19 protein-coding genes and 1 tRNA gene are annotated in these 16,582 nt (G+C 69.1%); 16 read left to right on the top strand and 4 right to left on the bottom strand.

Going from position 1 to position 16,582, the window contains the following annotated elements; all coding sequences use genetic code 11:
- The first annotated feature begins 22 nt into the window (after nucleotides 1-22).
- On the top strand, nucleotides 23-823 hold the full coding sequence (locus LVJ59_RS08130; protein ID WP_232762618.1) for a DUF1206 domain-containing protein: 801 nt from the start codon (nucleotides 23-25) through the stop codon (nucleotides 821-823).
- A gap of 24 nt (nucleotides 824-847) precedes the next feature.
- On the opposite strand, the gene LVJ59_RS08125 is transcribed toward LVJ59_RS08130, so the two are convergent.
- On the bottom strand, nucleotides 848-1,495 hold the full coding sequence (locus tag LVJ59_RS08125) for a LysE family translocator (RefSeq protein WP_232762617.1): 648 nt from the start codon (nucleotides 1,493-1,495) through the stop codon (nucleotides 848-850).
- An 82-nt stretch (nucleotides 1,496-1,577) separates the two neighbouring features.
- On the opposite strand from LVJ59_RS08125, the gene LVJ59_RS08120 reads away from it, so the two are divergent.
- The 7 genes from LVJ59_RS08120 to LVJ59_RS08090 all read left to right on the top strand — a co-directional run bounded on the left by LVJ59_RS08120 (nucleotide 1,578) and on the right by LVJ59_RS08090 (nucleotide 6,986).
- Complete coding sequence (locus tag LVJ59_RS08120) at nucleotides 1,578-2,885, top strand: SufS family cysteine desulfurase (RefSeq protein WP_232762616.1); 1,308 nt, start codon at nucleotides 1,578-1,580, stop codon at nucleotides 2,883-2,885.
- Nucleotides 2,882-3,316 (top strand): Fe-S cluster assembly sulfur transfer protein SufU, encoded by a 435-nt coding sequence (gene sufU / locus LVJ59_RS08115; RefSeq protein WP_232762615.1) that lies wholly within the window; start codon nucleotides 2,882-2,884, stop codon nucleotides 3,314-3,316. Before LVJ59_RS08120 ends, sufU begins: the two co-directional genes overlap by 4 nt.
- Before the next feature lie 16 nt (nucleotides 3,317-3,332).
- Nucleotides 3,333-4,274: an N-acetyltransferase gene (locus LVJ59_RS08110; protein WP_232762614.1), complete on the top strand. Its 942-nt coding sequence runs from the start codon at nucleotides 3,333-3,335 to the stop codon at nucleotides 4,272-4,274.
- Between the two features lie 57 nt (nucleotides 4,275-4,331).
- The gene (locus LVJ59_RS08105) at nucleotides 4,332-4,973 is read left to right on the top strand and encodes an NADPH-dependent F420 reductase (RefSeq protein ID WP_232762613.1); all 642 of its coding nucleotides are present in this window, start codon (nucleotides 4,332-4,334) and stop codon (nucleotides 4,971-4,973) included.
- A 123-nt stretch (nucleotides 4,974-5,096) separates the two neighbouring features.
- Nucleotides 5,097-5,762, top strand: coding sequence for a GntR family transcriptional regulator (locus LVJ59_RS08100; protein ID WP_232762612.1), 666 nt, complete (start codon nucleotides 5,097-5,099; stop codon nucleotides 5,760-5,762).
- A gap of 109 nt (nucleotides 5,763-5,871) precedes the next feature.
- The gene (locus LVJ59_RS08095; protein WP_047521232.1) at nucleotides 5,872-6,117 is read left to right on the top strand and encodes a hypothetical protein; all 246 of its coding nucleotides are present in this window, start codon (nucleotides 5,872-5,874) and stop codon (nucleotides 6,115-6,117) included.
- Nucleotides 6,114-6,986 (top strand): hypothetical protein, encoded by an 873-nt coding sequence (locus LVJ59_RS08090; RefSeq protein ID WP_232762611.1) that lies wholly within the window; start codon nucleotides 6,114-6,116, stop codon nucleotides 6,984-6,986. The genes LVJ59_RS08095 and LVJ59_RS08090 overlap by 4 nt, the downstream gene beginning before the upstream one ends.
- Nucleotides 6,987-6,993: 7 nt before the next feature.
- On the opposite strand, the gene LVJ59_RS08085 is transcribed toward LVJ59_RS08090, so the two are convergent.
- The gene (locus LVJ59_RS08085) at nucleotides 6,994-7,833 is read right to left on the bottom strand and encodes an SDR family oxidoreductase (RefSeq protein WP_232762610.1); all 840 of its coding nucleotides are present in this window, start codon (nucleotides 7,831-7,833) and stop codon (nucleotides 6,994-6,996) included.
- 129 nt (nucleotides 7,834-7,962) lie between these two features.
- On the opposite strand from LVJ59_RS08085, the gene LVJ59_RS08080 reads away from it, so the two are divergent.
- Nucleotides 7,963-8,547, top strand: a complete 585-nt coding sequence (locus LVJ59_RS08080) for a hypothetical protein (RefSeq protein WP_047521226.1) — start codon at nucleotides 7,963-7,965, stop codon at nucleotides 8,545-8,547.
- A 64-nt stretch (nucleotides 8,548-8,611) separates the two neighbouring features.
- Nucleotides 8,612-8,684, top strand: a tRNA-Arg gene (locus tag LVJ59_RS08075).
- Nucleotides 8,685-8,761: 77 nt separating this feature from the next.
- Here the strand turns inward: LVJ59_RS08075 and LVJ59_RS08070 are convergent.
- Nucleotides 8,762-9,697: a LysR family transcriptional regulator gene (locus LVJ59_RS08070; protein WP_232762609.1), complete on the bottom strand. Its 936-nt coding sequence runs from the start codon at nucleotides 9,695-9,697 to the stop codon at nucleotides 8,762-8,764.
- 71 nt (nucleotides 9,698-9,768) lie between these two features.
- Here LVJ59_RS08070 and LVJ59_RS08065 point away from each other — a divergent pair, with 71 nt between their 5' ends.
- Nucleotides 9,769-11,499: an L-aspartate oxidase gene (locus LVJ59_RS08065; RefSeq protein ID WP_232762608.1), complete on the top strand. Its 1,731-nt coding sequence runs from the start codon at nucleotides 9,769-9,771 to the stop codon at nucleotides 11,497-11,499.
- A gap of 111 nt (nucleotides 11,500-11,610) precedes the next feature.
- On the opposite strand, the gene LVJ59_RS08060 is transcribed toward LVJ59_RS08065, so the two are convergent.
- The gene (locus LVJ59_RS08060) at nucleotides 11,611-11,907 is read right to left on the bottom strand and encodes a hypothetical protein (RefSeq protein ID WP_232762607.1); all 297 of its coding nucleotides are present in this window, start codon (nucleotides 11,905-11,907) and stop codon (nucleotides 11,611-11,613) included.
- A 126-nt stretch (nucleotides 11,908-12,033) separates the two neighbouring features.
- Between LVJ59_RS08060 and LVJ59_RS08055 the strand changes: the two genes are divergently transcribed.
- From LVJ59_RS08055 to LVJ59_RS08035, 5 genes are all read left to right on the top strand, one after another.
- Entirely contained in the window at nucleotides 12,034-13,530 is a 1,497-nt protein-coding gene (locus LVJ59_RS08055) for an L-serine ammonia-lyase, iron-sulfur-dependent, subunit alpha (RefSeq protein ID WP_232762606.1), read from the top strand.
- 69 nt (nucleotides 13,531-13,599) lie between these two features.
- Nucleotides 13,600-14,352 (top strand): AAA family ATPase, encoded by a 753-nt coding sequence (locus tag LVJ59_RS08050; RefSeq protein WP_232762605.1) that lies wholly within the window; start codon nucleotides 13,600-13,602, stop codon nucleotides 14,350-14,352.
- Between the two features lie 42 nt (nucleotides 14,353-14,394).
- Nucleotides 14,395-14,991 carry a TetR family transcriptional regulator gene (locus tag LVJ59_RS08045; RefSeq protein ID WP_232762604.1) on the top strand — a complete coding sequence of 199 codons (597 nt, stop codon included), beginning with the start codon at nucleotides 14,395-14,397 and terminating at the stop codon, nucleotides 14,989-14,991.
- A gap of 65 nt (nucleotides 14,992-15,056) precedes the next feature.
- Nucleotides 15,057-15,842, top strand: a complete 786-nt coding sequence (locus LVJ59_RS08040; protein ID WP_232762603.1) for an ABC transporter ATP-binding protein — start codon at nucleotides 15,057-15,059, stop codon at nucleotides 15,840-15,842.
- Nucleotides 15,839-16,573 (top strand): ABC transporter permease, encoded by a 735-nt coding sequence (locus LVJ59_RS08035; RefSeq protein ID WP_232762602.1) that lies wholly within the window; start codon nucleotides 15,839-15,841, stop codon nucleotides 16,571-16,573. The genes LVJ59_RS08040 and LVJ59_RS08035 overlap by 4 nt, the downstream gene beginning before the upstream one ends.
- The last annotated feature ends 9 nt before the right edge of the window (nucleotides 16,574-16,582 follow it).

The following is a 16,582-nucleotide window of genomic DNA, read 5'->3' as shown; positions in this document are numbered from 1 at the left end:
CCGTGACGGATACTCTTCATCGATGAGCACGGTCAAGCACGCCGCACGGGTCGCCAAGGATTCCTCCGCCTTCCGAAGGATCGCGCGCGCCGGCTTCGTGGTGCTCGGGCTGATCCACGTCGTCCTCGGCTCCATCGCCATCTCCATCGCCGCGGGCGCATCCGGTGACGCGGATCAGGACGGAGCGATGGAGCAGATCCGTCAGAATCCCGTGGGTGGGTTGCTGCTGGTGCTCATCGCCGTGGGGCTGTTCGCCCTGGCGGCCTGGCAGGTCGCGAGTGCCTTCCTCGCGACCGATCCCGCCGAGACGAAGAAGTGGGGTCAGCGGATCAAGCTCGTCGGCATCTCCCTCGCTTACCTCGTCGTCGGAGGCATGGCGTTCATCTACGCGGTGGGTGGACGCGCCGACTCGGAGAAGGCGTCGAAGACCCTCAGCGCGGTCGTGCTGGCGGCCCCCGGAGGAGTGGCACTGCTCGTCGTCATCGGCCTGTCCGTCGCGGGAGTCGGGGTCGGCTTCATCGTCGGCGGGTTCACCCGCGGGTTCGAGAAGCTGCTCGACCTCCCCTCCGGAGTCGCCCGCGGCGGTATCGTCACGCTCGGCGTCATCGGGTACTTCGGCAAGGGCATCGCCGTCGGGGTGACCGGGGTGCTCTTCGTGGTGGCGGCCGTGACGCAGGACCCGGAGAAGGGGGCAGGGTTGGACGCGGCTCTGCACAGCCTGCTGGTGCTGCCGTTCGGGCCCGTCCTCCTCGGTGCCGTCGGGGTGGGACTGGCGGTCTACGGGGTGTTCTGCATCGCCCGTGCGCGGTTCGCCCGCATGTGAGTCCGCGTGCTTCGCGCCGGCCGCTCAGGCGCTCGCAGGTTTCTCGCTCCACACGAGCAGGAACGCGCCGAGAGCGATCATGAGCCCGCCTCCGGTCGCGCCCATCGCTTCGACTCGACGCGGAGAGCGGCCGAACCACCCGCGCGCCGCACTGGCGAGGAGCACCCACACCGCGTCGCAGGTCACACCGATCGCCACGACGATCACACCGAGCACGAAGAGCTGGGCGGGCACCGACCCGGCTTGCAGGTCGACGAACTGCGGCAGGATCGCGAGGAAGAACGCGATCGACTTCGGGTTGGTGACGCCGACCACGAATCCTTCGAGGAGCAGACGCCATCCGGAGCGTCTTGCCTGCTCCGCGACGAGAGCGCGCGCCGCGTCCTTCCGGTGGCGGATCGCCTGGACGCCGAGGTAGACGAGGTACCCGGCGCCGAGCACCTTGATGATCGTGAAGAGCAGGACCGATTGCGCGATGACGGTGCCGACACCGAGTGCGACGCCGACGACGAGCACGATCGAGCCGGCGGCTGTCCCGAGGATGCTGAGGAATCCGCCCATCCGGCCGAGCGACATCGCCCGTCCGATCGTGAACAGCACAGTGGGGCCCGGGATCACCACCATCACGAACGCCGCCGCGATGAGGGCGAGCAGTGTGTCGGGGGCGATCATGGGTCGAGCCTAGAGGGGCGGACGGCCGCGGTCGAGCGGTCGTGCGGGCCCACGCCTGTCGTGCAGGTGGGAAACTGGAACGATGAGCGTTTCTTCCGGCGTCGACGTGATCGCCCCCCTGAGTGAGGACGAGGTGCGGCGAATCCGTGAGGACTTCCCGATCCTGCACACACAGGTACAGGGGCATCCCCTGGTGTACCTCGATTCGGGGGCGACCGCGCAGCGCCCGTTCGCGGTGCTCGACGCCGAGCGCGAGTTCTCGACCACTCTGAACTCCGCCGTGCACCGCGGCGCGCACACTCTGGCCGCGGAGGCGACGGAGCTGTTCGAAGAGGCCCGCGGCACGATCGCACGGTTCGTGGGGGCGGACGAGGACGAGATCGTCTGGACATCGAATGCGACGGAGGCGATCAACCTCATCGCGTACTCGCTCTCGAACGCGTCACTCGGGCGTGGGGGAGCGGAGGCCGAACGATTCCGCCTCCGCGAGGGAGACGAGATCGTCACCACCGAGATGGAGCACCACGCGAACCTCATCCCGTGGCAGGAACTCGCCGCGCGGACCGGGGCGACGCTGAAGGTCATCCCGCTCGACGACGATGGCGCGCTGCGGCTCGACGTCGCCGCCGACCTGATCACCGCACGCACGAAGCTCGTGGCGTTCACGCACGTCTCGAACGTGCTCGGCGTGATCAATCCGGTCGAGACCCTCGTCACCGCGGCCCGCGAGGTCGGCGCGCTGACTGTGCTCGATGCGTGCCAGTCGGCGCCGCATCTCCCGCTCGACGTGCGGGCGCTCGGCGTCGACTTCGCCGTGCTGTCCGGGCACAAGATGCTCGGCCCCACCGGGATCGGCGCGCTCTACGGTCGGCGCGAGGTGCTGGCCGCGATGCCCCCGTTCCTCACCGGCGGGTCCATGATCACCACGGTGACGACGACGGAGGCCGAATACCTTCCGCCGCCGCAGCGGTTCGAGGCGGGCACGCAACGGGTGTCGCAGGCCATCGCGCTCGCCGCGGCCGTGGACTATCTGACCGAGGTGGGCATGTCGCGCATCGCCGCGCACGAGGCCGCGTTCGGTCGGCGCCTCGTCGACGGTCTGGGTGCGATCGACGGGGTCCGCGTGCTCGGCGCCGACATCGATCTCCCGCGCGTGGGCCTGGCGAGCTTCGATGTCGCCGGCATCCACTCCCATGATGTGGGGCAGTTCCTCGACGATCTCGGGATCGCCGTGCGGGTCGGGCACCACTGTGCGCAGCCGCTGCATCGGCGCCTCGGAGTGACCTCGTCCACGCGGGCGAGTACCTACCTGTACACGACCGATGCCGAGGTGGACGCCGTGATCGAGGGCGTCGCCGGAGCGATCGACTTCTTCCGGAGGGGCGTATGAGCGACCTGCAGAACCTGTACCAGGAGCTGATCCTGGACCATTCACGCACTCCGCACGGATACGGGCTCCGTGACGAGATCGCGGCGCAGTCGCACCAGCTGAACCCCACGTGCGGTGACGAGATCACGCTGCAAGTGCATCGTGGTCCCGACGGCGGCATCGAGGCGATCGCGTGGGAAGGGCACGGATGCGCCATCTCCCAGGCGTCGGCGTCCCTGCTCGCCGAGCTCGCCGAGGGGCTGACCGTCGCGGAGCTCGAAGTGCGGATCACCGCGTTCCGCGAGGCGATGAGGTCGCGGGGGAAGATCGAACCGGACGAGGAGCTGCTCGGAGATGCAGCCGCTCTCGGAGGGGTGTCGAAGTATGTGGCCCGCGTGAAGTGCGCCATGCTCGCCTGGGTCGCCGCGGAGGACGCGCTCACACGCGGGTGAGGTGCAGGATGGACGCATGCCTCTGCAGCTGAGTCCTCTGCCCGCCGAACGCTTCGAGGAGTGGCACAGCGCGGCCAGGCAACGGGTCATCGACGGCAACCGGGTGTCCGGGCACCGGATCGGCGCGGACGCGGTCGACTTCGCGGACGCGTTCTTCGCGGAGCTGCTGCCGGACGGCCTCGCGACCCCGACCGTGCGGATCCTGCGCATCGTGGACGAGCACGAACGCGAGCTCGGCACCCTCTGGCTCGCGGTCGGTGAACACAAGCTCTTCCTTCTCGAGCTCGCCGTCGAGGAGCCGCTCTCCGATGCCCGGAACGATGATGTGCTCGCGCAGATCCTGGCGATCGCGAGGGACCGGGGCGTGGCGCGGATCAGCGCACCGCTGTTCCCACACGACGCGGCGGGTCACGCTCTCCTGGAGGGGCGCGGGTTCGAGGTGGCGTCGATCCAGATGGTCCTCGAGCCGTTGCCGGTGCGGGAGGCTCCCGTGCACGTGGACGTCGTGCCCATGACGGCCGAGCGGTTCCCCCGGTTCGTCGCCGCCTCGGAGAAAGGGTTCGCCGACGATCTCGTCGCCTCCGGCCGATACTCGCCCGAGGAAGCGGCGGCCGAATCGCATCGCCAGCTGGTCGCGGAGCTTCCGGAGGGAGTGGAGACGAAGGGGCAGGCACTGTTCACCGCCTCGGTCGACGGTGCGGAGGTCGGGATCCTCTGGATCGGCATGCGCGTCCGTGACGGTCGCCCTCATGCTTTCGTGCTCGACATCGAGGTCGACACCGCTGAGCGTCGCAAGGGATACGGGCGGGCGCTGATGCATGCCGCCGAACGCGAGGCCCGCCGGCTCGGTGCGGACTCCATCGGGTTGCACGTCTTCGGCTTCAACACCGGCGCGATCGACCTGTACGAGCAGCTCGGCTATCGCCGCACGGAGGAGAGTCTGCTTCGGGAGCTCTGAGGTCCTCAGCGGTGGACGCGACGGGAATAGTCACGCGCGAGCTGCGTTGGGCCGAACATGACAACTCTCGGAATCATCGGTGCAGGACACATCGGCAGCCAGGTCGCCCGGGTGGCGGTGGCGAACGGCTATGACGTCGTGATCGCGAACTCGCGCGGGCCGGAGACCCTCGCCGACCTCGTCGCCGAGCTCGGACCGCGGGCGAAGGCTGCCACCGCGGAGGATGCCGCCGCCGCAGCGGACATCGCGGTCGTGACCGTGCCGCTCCATGCGATCGACAAGCTCCCGGCCGAGCAGTTGGCGGGCAAGATCGTGCTCGACACCAACAACTACTACTTCGAGCGCGACGGGCGCATCGAGGCTCTCGACAAGGGGGAGACGACGACGTCGGAGCTCGTGCAGCGCGCGCTCCCGACGTCGAAGATCGCGAAGGCGTTCAACCACATCTACGCGTCCGAGATCACCGCGGACGGCACGCCGGCCGGGACCGCTGATCGACGTGCGCTGGCCACGGCCGGTGACGACGCGGAGGCTGTCGCGTTCGTGACGCGCTTCTACGACGAGGCCGGCTTCGACACGGTCAACGTCGGGCCGCTCAGTGAGTCGTGGCGGGTCGAGCGTGATCGCCCCGCGTACGTCGTGCGGCAGAACGCCGCGGAGCTGGCCGCGAACATCGCCGCCGCCAACCGGCTGCCCTGATCGAGTCCTACGCGGGCGTGGGGGCGTCGCGCACTCGTCGTGCCCGCTCGGGGGGCGCGTACGCCCGGGCGTGTTGGGATACCAAAAGTTGTTGATCCGACTCCGGAGTGCGAGAATGCCCAGATGGCGGGGGCTATGGGGGGAATCGGCGAACTCGAGTCGGTGAGGGTCACGAGGATTCTTCGAGACGACATCGTGCTCGGGCGGCGCGCCCCCGGCTCCCGGCTCGTGGAGCGCGACATCGCGGCCGAGCTGAACGTGTCCCGCCTTCCCGTCCGCGAGGCCATCCGCACGCTGGTCGCCGAAGGGGTCGTCGTCGCCCGACCCCGCACCTGGGCCGTCGTGCGCGAGTTCACCCGACGTGACATCCAGGACTTCGCCGAGGTGCGCGAGGCCATCGAGACGCTGATCTTCGTCTTCGCGGCGGAACGGCACGACGAGGCCGGCATCGTCCGGATGCGCGGCGCCTATGAGCGCGAGCTCGCTGCCGCCGAAGCTGACGACGCCGAGGCCGCGAGGATCGCCGCAGCGGAGTTCCACGAGATCGCGGTCGAGCTGGCCGGGAACGAGATGTTCGGGGAACTCATCGCGGTGTTCCTCACGCGCCTGAGGTGGCTCTTCGGTCAGCACGACGACCTCCTCGCGATGGCCGACGAGCACCGCATCATCCTGGAAGCCATGATGGCTCGTGACACGGAAGCGCTCCGCCGCATCATCCCTGCCCACCTCGCCAGCGGCCAGGCCGCCGCGGAACGCCGCCTCGCGCGCAGCAGCGACCTGATGGTCTGACCGCGACGACGGTCGGCCGCGCGAAGTCCGGGGCAACGGCGACGGCATCGGTTGTATATTGGTGCGATCGGAGTCGGTCCGGAAATGTTGCGCTGTTCTGGGGAGCGAGATGCGGAATCTTGCTGTCGCGGTCGGATGCCTGTTGCTGCTCGGCGGAGTGGTCGTCGTGGCGCTCGCCGACCAGGAGCGTGCAGCCGCCGTCGATGCCGTCAAGGCGGAGATCGTGAGAGTCGAGCGTGCTCTGGACGAGTCCCAGGGCGAGAATCTGGAGCTCGCTGAGAAGCTCACCGCCCTCCGCTCGCAGATCGCCGAGCAGGATGGCGAGATCGCGGACACCACGGGGTTCCTGCCGTGATCCGCCGGATGCTGGCGGTCGTGGTCGCGATGACGGTGATGCTCTCCGCCGGGGTGCTCGCGCGGGCGAACGCGCTCGACCAGGAACGCGCGGTGGCGGTGGCCGAGCTGAGCTCCCTCACCCGGGAATACCACGAGACGACCCAGCGCACCGACTATCTCGACGGGGCGGTCGATCGCGCCGAGAGGGACACCGCGGAACGCGCGGCGGTGCTCGCCGTCCGCCCGGCCTTCGTGACCGAGCTCACCGCCTTCGCCGCCGCTCTGGACGGAGCACGCGGGGTGGTCGACACGGCCGCGCACCGGGCCGCTGCCCTCTCCGCCCAGCAGACGGTGCTGGCCGAGAAGGTGAACCCGGACACGGTGACGGCGGCGACCGCGACGGTGAACGCACTGACGGAGAAGGTCGGCACCGAGGTTCAAGCCGCACAGGCCGCACTCGCCGCGCAGAGCGCCGGACCGGGAGGGCCGGCCTGGACCTCGAGCGGTCCCGGCGGTTACGCCCGGGTGCGGGCTGCACTGGACCTCGTCGGGGGTGGCGGGGTCGGGTTGTACGAGTCCTCGTCGTGCGCGGGCGGGAGCGCGCCGGCATGTGCCAACAGCAACGGGTACATCAAGTACCGCGCCGACATCGCCAACTGGAGCTCGGGGCGATTGAACTGGGCGATGGCGCACGAGCTCGCGCACATCTACCAGTTCCGGGTCTGGGGTGCGCTGACGTCGTCGGGTGCCTACGCTTCCTTGTTCGGCGGCGACCCGGAGTTCCTGGCCAACTGCATGGCCGCCGTCCGGGGCTATCCGGGCTCAGCCGGCTGCAACGGCGAGCAGCAGGCCTGGGCCTCGGGGATCTGGGTCGGAGCGGTCCGCTGAGGCGTCCTCACGCCACCGGGGTGGTCGTGTCGACCGCGTCCCGCAGGGGGCGCCGCATCACTCGCCAGTACGACGACGGCAGGATCCGCACGAGGACGTCGATCAGGCGCGCCTCGCGTCCGACCATCGTCCTCGCCGCCCGCCGCTCGGTGGCCCGGACGATGCGGGCGGCGGCCTCCGCGGGCTCCGTGTGGTACATCGCGGCCTGCGCGGCGGCGGCACGGGCCGCGACGGCGGGGTCGATGGCCGCGGCGTAACGTCCGTGCAGGATGATCCCGGTGCGTACGCCCGAGGGGTAGACCGCGCCGACGCTCACCGAGGTGCCTTCGAGTTCGTGACGCAGAGCCTCGGAGAAGGCCCGCACGGCGAACTTGCTCATGGCGTAGGGGATGCGTCCGGCCGGGGAGGCCAGAGCGTAGACGCTGGCGAGATGGGTGATGTGCGCCGCGGGTGCCGCGCGGAGCGCCGGCAGCAGCGCCTTGGTGATGGAGACCGTGCCCCAGAGGTTCACATCGGTGAGCCAGCGCATCTCCTCCATCGTGAGCTGGTCGAGGTTGCCGAGCATCGACGACCCGGCGCACGTGATCAGTGCATTGATCCGCGGGTGTGCGTCGCCGATCGCGGCGGCGGTGGCGAACACGGCCTGATCGTCGCGGAGGTCGACGACGTGGGTCGTCACCCGGCTGTCGTGAAGCTCTCCGGCGATCGCCTCGAGCGCTGCGGCATCGTGGTCGATCAGGGCCAGGTGCGCTCCCCGTGCGGCGAGCAGCCGGGCGATGTCGGCGCCCATCCCGTTCGCGGCTCCGGTGATCACCGTGGTGCTGCCGACGAGATCGAGGTGTCTCATGTGTCTCCTGCGGGCGCGACCCGGGTGCGAACCCGCGGATGTCGGATGGGTGGGGCAAGCTGATTTCGAACCATTCTGGCCGACACCGGGCCGTAGTGATACCGGTACGCTCAAGGAGAGGAGGTACCGGTGGGACGGACAGCGGATGCCATCGCCGAAGGCGTCGCGATCGCGACCGCTGCCGCGCGCCTCGCCGTGAAGAACCACATCCTCATCGGCACCATCGCGGAAGACGGCGTCTTCGACATGGACAAGTACATCGACGATGCGCGCGAAGCGCTGCGGGCGATGGCCGAGGAGTCCGAGGAGGCCGCCGCCACCGTCACCGCCTTGCGAAAGCGGGCGAGGGGAAGGCACTCCGATCCGGTGGGCACGCACGACTATCGTGACCGCGACGTCCGCAACCTCCGACGCCGGGCGAAGCAGTCCACCGGGGTGGCCGAGCGCCTGCGCGAGATGATGCAGGATCGCGACAGCCTCGCACAGATCGTGGAAGAGGCCAGGGACGCCGCCTGGGCCGATGTGCGGCACAACCTCGACCGCCGGTTGCGGGTCGAGGGCATGCGCCCCGACCATGATCCCGACTACGGGCGAATGCGTGAAGCCCGCATGCAGGCGCTGCGACTCGTCGATCTGCAGGCACTCTCCTCGGAGCAGAGAGCGAAGGCGAAGCGTCGGAAAAAACAGCAGAAAGCTGCGGCGGCCGGGGACTGAGGTCTCGTTTCGCTTTCGCGTCTGGACTGTTGTAGGCTGTTCCACGGCCCGCTGAGCGGGCAGGGCGCCCGTAGCTCAATGGATAGAGCATCTGACTACGGATCAGAAGGTTAGGGGTTCGAGTCCCTTCGGGCGCACACTGTGTTGAGACAGTACAGAAGGTCCCCGTCGCGAAAGCGGCGGGGACCTTCTGCTGTTCCGGCCGTCGATCCGGTCAGAGCAGGCTCGTGATCGCGGGATCGCGGCGCGCGACTTCCGCGGACGTCGACACGATCGCCTTCCGCATCGCTGCCACGGCGATCGCCGGAGTGACATCCGAACGGTGGGCCAGGCTGACCGTCCGCGTCATCATGGGGTGCGAGAGTCGCACCGACCGCAGGCCTGGCCGATCGAAGAGGACCATCGCCGGCACCACGGCGACGCCGAGGCCGCGCTCGACGAAGCGGAGGGCCGTGTCCATCTCGGCCCCTTCCAGCACGGGGTGAGGTGTCAGGCCGGCCTCACGGAAGGCGGCATCCGTCGTCGCGCGCAGTTCGTAGCTCTCGCCGAAGGTGATGAGGGGGAGACCGGCCAGCTGTTCCAGGTCGATGGCAGGTCCATCCGTCAGCGGCGGCTCCGCAGCCGAGGACACCACGACGAGCTCCTCGGCGAGCAGCGGCATCCTGGTCAGGCTCACGCCGGCCGGGGGAAGACCGTCGGACGCGGTGATGAGAGCGATGTCGACGGCGCCGACGGCGAGCTGTTCGACCAGGAGCCGTGAGCCGCTCTCGGTCAGGTGCAGGTCGACATCGGGGTAGGCGGCGTGGAACGAGCTGACGGCCTCGGCGACGAGGCTGATGCACAGGGTGGGCGGAGCCCCGAGCCGCACGCGTCCGCGGCGGAGTCCCGCCAGCTCTCCCATCTCATCGCGGATGGCATCGGCATCGGCGAGCATGCGCTGCGCGCGGGGGAGGAGCGTCTCTCCGGCGGCGGTGAGCGAGATGTGGCCCCGTGCCCGGTGGAACAACTCGGCGCCGAGCTCACGTTCGAGGGTGGAGATCTGACGACTCAACGACGGCTGTGCCAGGTGCAGGTGCTCGGAGGCGCGGGTGAAGTGTCCGAGACGCGCGACCTCGACGAACCCGCGGAGTTGCTCGAGGTTCATGACCATAGTCTACGCGTATCGTTTCCAGTGAGACTATGCATTGGAGTTATTAGGATCCCCTAATTAGCGTGGATCCCATGGCTACGCGCGAACGTCAGATATCCACCACCGTCCTCGTCATCGGTACCGGCGGATCGGGGCTGCGAGCGGCGATCGAGATCGCCGAGCACGGCGTCGATGTGCTCGCCGTCGGCAAACGGCCGCGGCAGGATGCGCACACGTCCCTCGCCGCAGGCGGCATCAACGCGGCGCTCGGGACCATGGATGCGGACGACAGCTGGCAGCAGCACGCGGCCGACACCATCAAGGAGAGCTACCTGCTCGCGAATCCGCACACCGTCGAGATCGTGACGCAGGGCGCGGAGCGCGGCATCCGCGACCTGGAGCGCTGGGGCATGGACTTCGCCCGCGAAGACGATGGGCGCATCTCGCAGCGGTTCTTCGGTGCGCACACCTTCCGTCGCACGGCCTTCGCCGGCGACTACACGGGCCTCGAGATCCAGCGCACGCTCGTGCGCAAGGCCGAGCAGCTCGACGTGCCCATCCTCGACCACGTCTACATCACCCGCTTGCTCGTGCGCGACAACGTGGTGTTCGGTGCCTACGGATTCGATCAGGCCGATGGCACCCGCTACCTGATCCACTCGGACGCCGTGATCCTGGCGGCCGGTGGCCACAATCGCATCTGGCGGCGCACCTCATCCCGCCGCGATGAGAACACCGGCGACTCGTTCCGTCTCGCGGTGGATGCGGGTGCCCGACTGCGCGACCCCGAACTCGTGCAGTTCCACCCGTCCGGCATCATCGAGCCGGAGAGCGCTGCGGGGACCCTGATCTCGGAAGCCGCCCGCGGAGAGGGCGGGATCCTGCGCAACGCCCTCGGCGAGCGGTTCATGGCGAAGTACGACCCCGAGCGGATGGAGCTGTCGACCCGTGACCGCGTCGCGCTCGCGGCCTACACCGAGATCAAGGAAGGTCGAGGCACGGAGAACGGCGGTGTGTGGCTCGACGTGTCGCACCTGCCCCGCGAGACGATCATGACCCGGCTTCCCCGCGTCTACCAGACGATGATGGAACTGCAGATGCTCGACATCACGACCGATCCGATCGAGATCGCCCCTACGGCGCACTACTCGATGGGTGGCGTCTGGGTGCGACCGGAAGACCACCAGACCGATGTCGACGGGCTCTACGCGATCGGTGAGGCCTCGAGCGGACTGCACGGCGCGAACCGACTCGGCGGTAATTCCCTCATCGAACTGCTCGTGTACGGCCGCATCGTCGGTCAGGCGGCCATGGAGCATGCGGCGGGCCTCGATGCCCAGCGCCGCTCGGCGACGGCAGTGGCCGAGGCGCGTGCCGAGATCGACGACCTCCTCGCCGCGGAGGGGCGCGAGAACGTCCGGGCTCTGCAACGCGCGATCCGCAACCTCATGACCGAGTACGCGGGGGTCGTGCGTTCCGAAGAAGGGCTGCTCGCCGGACTCGCCGACCTCGACATGATCGAAGGGCGGATGGAGGACATCGGGATCCACCCGGACATCGCGGGGTTCCAGGACCTCGCCCACGCCTTCGACCTCAAGGCGTCGGCGCTCGCCGCCCGGGCCACCCTCGAAGCGGCGCTGGAGCGTCGAGAGACACGCGGATGCCACAACCGCAGCGACTTCCCCGACACCGACCCCACGCTGCAGGTGAACCTGGTGTGGTCGCCGACCGCCGGCGTCACCCGCGAGGAGATCCCGGACGTCGCACCCGAGATCGCCGAACTCATGCGCGAGGTCGACACCGAGGGCAAGCTCGTCGAGTAGTCCGCCCAGACCCCGCCCCATCGTCGAGACCCCGCCCTATCGTCGAGACCCCGCCCTATCGTCGGCTGCAGGGTGGGGTCTCGGCGGCGACCGGGGGTCTCGGCGAACGGATCAGCCGGCCTGCGGCTCCTCGGTGTCGATCACACCGATGCCGACGGCCTCGTGGTCTGGCTCGGGCTCATCCCGCTTCGGCGCGGTGGGTTCCTCGCCGGGGTCCTTCTCGGTGCTCGGCTCTTCGAGTTCCTCGGTGCTCGGGACCTCGCTCGGGTCGGCGTCTTCCGGCGACTCGGCCTCGATGGGAGTCCTCGCCTCCGCCTGGCTCGTGTCCGAAGAAGGGCTGGGCGTCGGAGTCTGCGCTTCAGGAGAGAGCTCGTCGGTGGGTTCCGGCTCAGGAGTGGTGTCGGTCATGGTGACCCCTTTCGGCGATTTCCTCGGGCCACGATGCCCCGACCGCACGCTCGCCGGAAGGGGGTTGACTCCCCGTCGAGTTAACCGAGGTGAACCGAACCGGCGAATCCGGCGTAGCCTGGAAGGGTGACAGCGTACGTCTCGGCCTTCGACCTCTTCTCGATCGGAGTGGGTCCCTCGAGCTCCCACACGGTCGGACCGATGCGGGCTGCTCTCGATTTCGCGCGACGCCTCACGGCGAGCGGTGCTCTGGCGCGAGTCGGCCGTGTCGAGGTCGCGCTGTACGGCTCGCTCGGTGCAACGGGGATCGGCCACGGCACTCCGGATGCCGTCGTCGCCGGGCTCCGTGGGCTCACGCCGGAGACGTGCGACCCGGCTGAGGTCCGTGCCGCCTGGGCCGACCTCCCCGCGGGTGCCGTGATCCGCATCGACGGCACCCACGAGGTGCCGTTCGTGAAGGACGACATCGTCTTCGCGCCGCGCACCCGGCTTCCCGGGCATCCGAACGCCATGACGATCACCGCTCGGGATGCAGCGGGCGATGTCGTCTCCGAGGAGACCTACTACTCGGTGGGCGGAGGATTCATCCGCAGGGACGGTGAAGAGGCGAAGCTCGCGACCGCAGGGTACCCGTACTCGTATGCGGATGCTGCCTCATTGCTCGCCCTCTGCGACGAGAACGGGCTGTCGATCGCCGAGGTCGCGCGACTCAACGAGGCATCCGTGCGCAGCGAGGAAGAGGTCGCTGCCGGACTCGACGCGATCTGGGATGCGATGGCGGGTTGTGTCGACGCTGGTCTGCACGCGGAAGGAACCCTCCCGGGCATCCTCAAGGTCAAGCGACGGGCCGGAGTGATCCGCGGTCAGCTCGAGGCGGTCGAGGCCGACGGGCATCGTGAGCTCCCGGGCGAGTGGCTCGGTGCCTTCGCGCTCGCGGTGAACGAGGAGAACGCGGCAGGCGGACGGGTCGTGACGGCCCCGACGAACGGAGCCGCCGGTATCCTTCCGGCCGTCGCGATGTATTGGTGGCGGTTCCTCGCCGATTCGGGGCTGGGAGCGGGCAACGCGGTGACCCCCTACGGTGAACTCGTCGGCAGCGCGCTGTTGGGATTCGAGTCGGATGTGCGGACGCTGGAGAGTGCCAGCGGCCTCGACGAGGAGCAGACGGCCGAGGCGAACCGTCGCCGTGGCATCCGCCGCTTCCTGCTCACTGCGACGGCTCTGGGCTCGCTCTTCAAGGCGAACGCGTCGATCTCCGGGGCCGAGGGAGGATGCCAGGCCGAGGTCGGATCCGCGTGCGCCATGGCCGCCGGCGGCCTCACCGCCGTGATGGGTGGCACGAATCGTCAGATCGAGAACGCGGCGGAGATCGCGATGGAGCACCACCTCGGTCTCACGTGCGACCCGATCGGCGGACTCGTGCAGATCCCGTGCATCGAACGCAACGCGATCGCCGCGTCGACGGCGGTCACGGCGGCCCGACTCGCTCTGCGCGGCGACGGAAGCCACTACGTGTCCCTGGACGCCGTGGTCGAGACGATGCGCCAGACCGGTGCCGACATGTCGACGAAGTACAAGGAGACCAGCGAGGGTGGTCTCGCGGTCAACGTCATCGAGTGCTGACCGTCCGATCGTGATCGTGTCCGCGGGTGGCGATAGCCTCCACGAGACGTCACGCGCGGAGGGAGCACGATGGATGCGTTCTGGGAGCCGAGCTCTCGCCGTCGACGGCAGCAGCCGGTGGTCGCCGTCCGGCCGAACGATGATGCCCCGACGCCCGACGGGGAGTGGCCGACGAACATCCCCGCCGTGGCCCAGGTGCTCCGCGACGGGATCGACCTCGACCCCGGAGTGACCTTTCTGGTTGGCGAGAACGGCAGCGGCAAGTCCACTCTGGTCGAAGGCATCGCGCTGGCGTACGGGCTCTCGCCCGAGGGCGGGTCACGGCAGGCACGGCACCGCACGCGCGCGACGGAGTCGCCGTTGTCGGACTGGCTTCGATTGCAGCGCGGGGTGGGGGCGAATCGCTGGGGCTTCTTCCTCCGCGCCGAGACGATGCACTCGTTCTACACGTATCCGGAAGAGAACCCCTCGGCCAGCGGCGACGTTCCGTTCCACGAGATGAGCCACGGGGAATCATTCCTCGCGCTGCTGGACAGCCGGTTCGACGAGCCGGGCTTCTACTGCCTCGACGAGCCCGAGGCGGCCCTGTCCTTCACCTCGACGCTCGCCCTCATCGCGGTGCTTCGCCGCATCGCCGACGAGGGGGGCCAGGTGCTCTGCGCGACGCATTCGCCGGTCCTCGCGGCCCTCCCCGGCGCGAAGATCCTCGAGGTCGGGGAGTGGGGCGTGCGTCCGGCGGACTGGGATGACCTCGAGATCGTGGACCATTGGCGCTCGTTCCTCGACCACCCCACGCGTTACCTCCGTCATCTGCTCGACTGAGCCCGGGTCGATCGCGGGGAGCGAAGTCGTAGGCTGGCGGGCATGACCGAGCAGAAGTCACCGCGCCGGCGAGGACGCCCGAGAGGTGCCTCGGACTCGCGGGCGCGCATCCTGGCGGCCGCGGTCGACGACTTCGCCGAGAAGGGCTACGACGGGGCGACGGTCCGCTCGATCGCGGCCCGCGCCGGTGTCGACTCCGCGCTCGTGCACCACTACTTCGGGACCAAAGCCGACCTCTTCGCCGAGGCCGTGGGCATCCCTCTGCGTCCCGACATCGACGTGCCGCGGATCCTGGCCGGATCTCGCGACGGCGTCGGTGAGCGACTCGTCCGCTATGTGCTCGAGGCGTTCGAGCAGCCGGAGGTGCGCCGGCGAGGGGTCATGCTGATCCGCACCGCCGTGGGGAGTCGGCTGACGACCCCGTTGCTGGCCGGCTTCCTCTCGCGCGAGCTGCTCTCCCGCGTCTCTCGGAGTCTGGACACCGACGATGCCGATCTGCGCGCCGCGCTCGTCGCCTCGCAGGTCGCCGGCATGCTGATCGCCCGCTACGTGCTGCGGCTCCCCGCGCTCGCCGGTGCATCGGTCGATGAACTCGTCGGACGAGTCGGTCCGACCGTGCAGCGCTACCTCTTCGACTGAGGGACGCCGGCTCAGGCGCGCGGATCCCGTTGACGCCATCGGTGCTCGGGCGCATAATTCATCACATGATGAATAACTCGGCTGTCGAGATCTCGCAGCTGCGTGTGCACCGCGGCGCCGTCCAGGTCTTCGACGGGATCGACCTCACGATTCCGCGCGGGCAGATCACCGGCCTGCTGGGGCCGTCGGGGTGCGGCAAGACGACTCTCATGCGCTCGATCGTCGGCGTGCAGAGGATCGCCTCCGGAGACGTCAGGGTCCTCGGAGAGCCGGGCGGTTCGCGAGGGCTCCGGCACCGGGTCGCCTACGGCACGCAGGGCGCATCGGTGTACGGCGACCTCAGCGTGCGTCAGAATCTCACCTCGTTCGCCTCGCTGCTGAAAGCCCCGAAGGGCGACGTCGATCGGGTCATCGAAGAGGTCGGTCTCGGGCCGCAGGCGGGGCAGCTCGTCGACGCCCTGAGCGGAGGACAGGCGACGCGGGTGTCGCTCGCGGTGGCGCTGATCGGTGCGCCCGAGCTCGTCGTGCTCGACGAGCCGACGGTGGGACTCGATCCGGTGCTGCGCGCTGAGCTGTGGACCCTCTTCCGTCGTCTCGCGGATCGCGGGGTGACACTCATCGTGTCGAGCCATGTGATGGATGAGGCCGTGCGCTGCGACCGGCTGGTGCTGATGCGGGAGGGGCGGATCATCGCCGACACGACTCCGACGTCGCTCCTCGCCGACACCGGGACGACCGACGCCGAAGCCGCCTTCCTGGCGTTGATCGAGCGTGACCGCGCGGCCGGCCTCGGAGACACCAGGAGGTCGCGCCGAGATACGCGCGGGATGCACGGGGAGGGCGGGGAATGAACGGCCGCCGGATCTTCGCCACGGCAGGCCGCGTCCTCACGCAGTTGCGGCATGATCCGAGGTCGATCGCCCTGATGCTCATCGCGCCGAGCCTCCTCGTGGGGCTCTTCGCCTGGTTGTTCAGCGACCAGGAAGGTGTCTTCGACCAGGTCGGCGGTGCCATCCTGGCGCTGTTCCCGTTCATCGTGATGTTCCTCATCACCTCGATCACGACCTTGAGGGAGCGCCGCTCGGGCACGCTCGAGCGGTTGATGACGACGCCTCTCGAGAAGGCCGACTTCATCCTCGGCTACGCGCTGGCGTTCGGAGCGATGGCGGTGATCCAAGCGGTGATCACGGTGTCGTTCGCGGTCGGGGTGTGCGGGCTCGACGTCGACGGGCCGCTGTGGCAGCTGGGCCTGGTCGCGGTGGTCGACGCACTGCTCGGCACCGCGCTCGGCCTGCTCGCGAGTGCGTTCGCGCAGACGGAGTTCCAGGCGGTGCAGTTCATGCCGTTGCTGGTGTTCCCGCAGATCATCCTCGGGGGGCTCTTCATGCCCCGCGACCAGATGCCCGACGTGCTGTACGCGATCTCGGACTGGCTGCCGCTGAGCTACGCGATCGACACGATCAATGCCGTGGCCGCGGGGGACGAGGGCTGGGACGTGTTCGGTCCCTTGCTGATCGTCGTCGCCTTCGCCGTCGGTGCCCTGGTGCTCGCGGCGCTCACGCTGCGGCGGCGTACACGCTGAAGTCTCGGT

The organism is Microbacterium sp. KKR3/1 (assembly GCF_021272365.1).
Taxonomy (GTDB): Bacteria; Actinomycetota; Actinomycetes; order Actinomycetales; family Microbacteriaceae; genus Microbacterium; species Microbacterium aurugineum.
This window is presented reverse-complemented; position numbering and strand designations above follow the sequence as displayed.

Coding starts and splice junctions, on each gene's coding strand:
- LVJ59_RS08130 (WP_232762618.1), top strand. CDS start 23: ATGAGCACGGTCAAGCACGCCGCACGGGTCGCCAAGGATTCCTCCGCC.
- LVJ59_RS08125 (WP_232762617.1), bottom strand. CDS start 1,495: ATGATCGCCCCCGACACACTGCTCGCCCTCATCGCGGCGGCGTTCGTG.
- LVJ59_RS08120 (WP_232762616.1), top strand. CDS start 1,578: ATGAGCGTTTCTTCCGGCGTCGACGTGATCGCCCCCCTGAGTGAGGAC.
- sufU (WP_232762615.1), top strand. CDS start 2,882: ATGAGCGACCTGCAGAACCTGTACCAGGAGCTGATCCTGGACCATTCA.
- LVJ59_RS08110 (WP_232762614.1), top strand. CDS start 3,333: ATGCCTCTGCAGCTGAGTCCTCTGCCCGCCGAACGCTTCGAGGAGTGG.
- LVJ59_RS08105 (WP_232762613.1), top strand. CDS start 4,332: ATGACAACTCTCGGAATCATCGGTGCAGGACACATCGGCAGCCAGGTC.
- LVJ59_RS08100 (WP_232762612.1), top strand. CDS start 5,097: ATGGCGGGGGCTATGGGGGGAATCGGCGAACTCGAGTCGGTGAGGGTC.
- LVJ59_RS08095 (WP_047521232.1), top strand. CDS start 5,872: ATGCGGAATCTTGCTGTCGCGGTCGGATGCCTGTTGCTGCTCGGCGGA.
- LVJ59_RS08085 (WP_232762610.1), bottom strand. CDS start 7,833: ATGAGACACCTCGATCTCGTCGGCAGCACCACGGTGATCACCGGAGCC.
- LVJ59_RS08070 (WP_232762609.1), bottom strand. CDS start 9,697: ATGGTCATGAACCTCGAGCAACTCCGCGGGTTCGTCGAGGTCGCGCGT.
- LVJ59_RS08065 (WP_232762608.1), top strand. CDS start 9,769: ATGGCTACGCGCGAACGTCAGATATCCACCACCGTCCTCGTCATCGGT.
- LVJ59_RS08060 (WP_232762607.1), bottom strand. CDS start 11,907: ATGACCGACACCACTCCTGAGCCGGAACCCACCGACGAGCTCTCTCCT.
- LVJ59_RS08050 (WP_232762605.1), top strand. CDS start 13,600: ATGGATGCGTTCTGGGAGCCGAGCTCTCGCCGTCGACGGCAGCAGCCG.
- LVJ59_RS08045 (WP_232762604.1), top strand. CDS start 14,395: ATGACCGAGCAGAAGTCACCGCGCCGGCGAGGACGCCCGAGAGGTGCC.
- LVJ59_RS08040 (WP_232762603.1), top strand. CDS start 15,057: ATGATGAATAACTCGGCTGTCGAGATCTCGCAGCTGCGTGTGCACCGC.
- LVJ59_RS08035 (WP_232762602.1), top strand. CDS start 15,839: ATGAACGGCCGCCGGATCTTCGCCACGGCAGGCCGCGTCCTCACGCAG.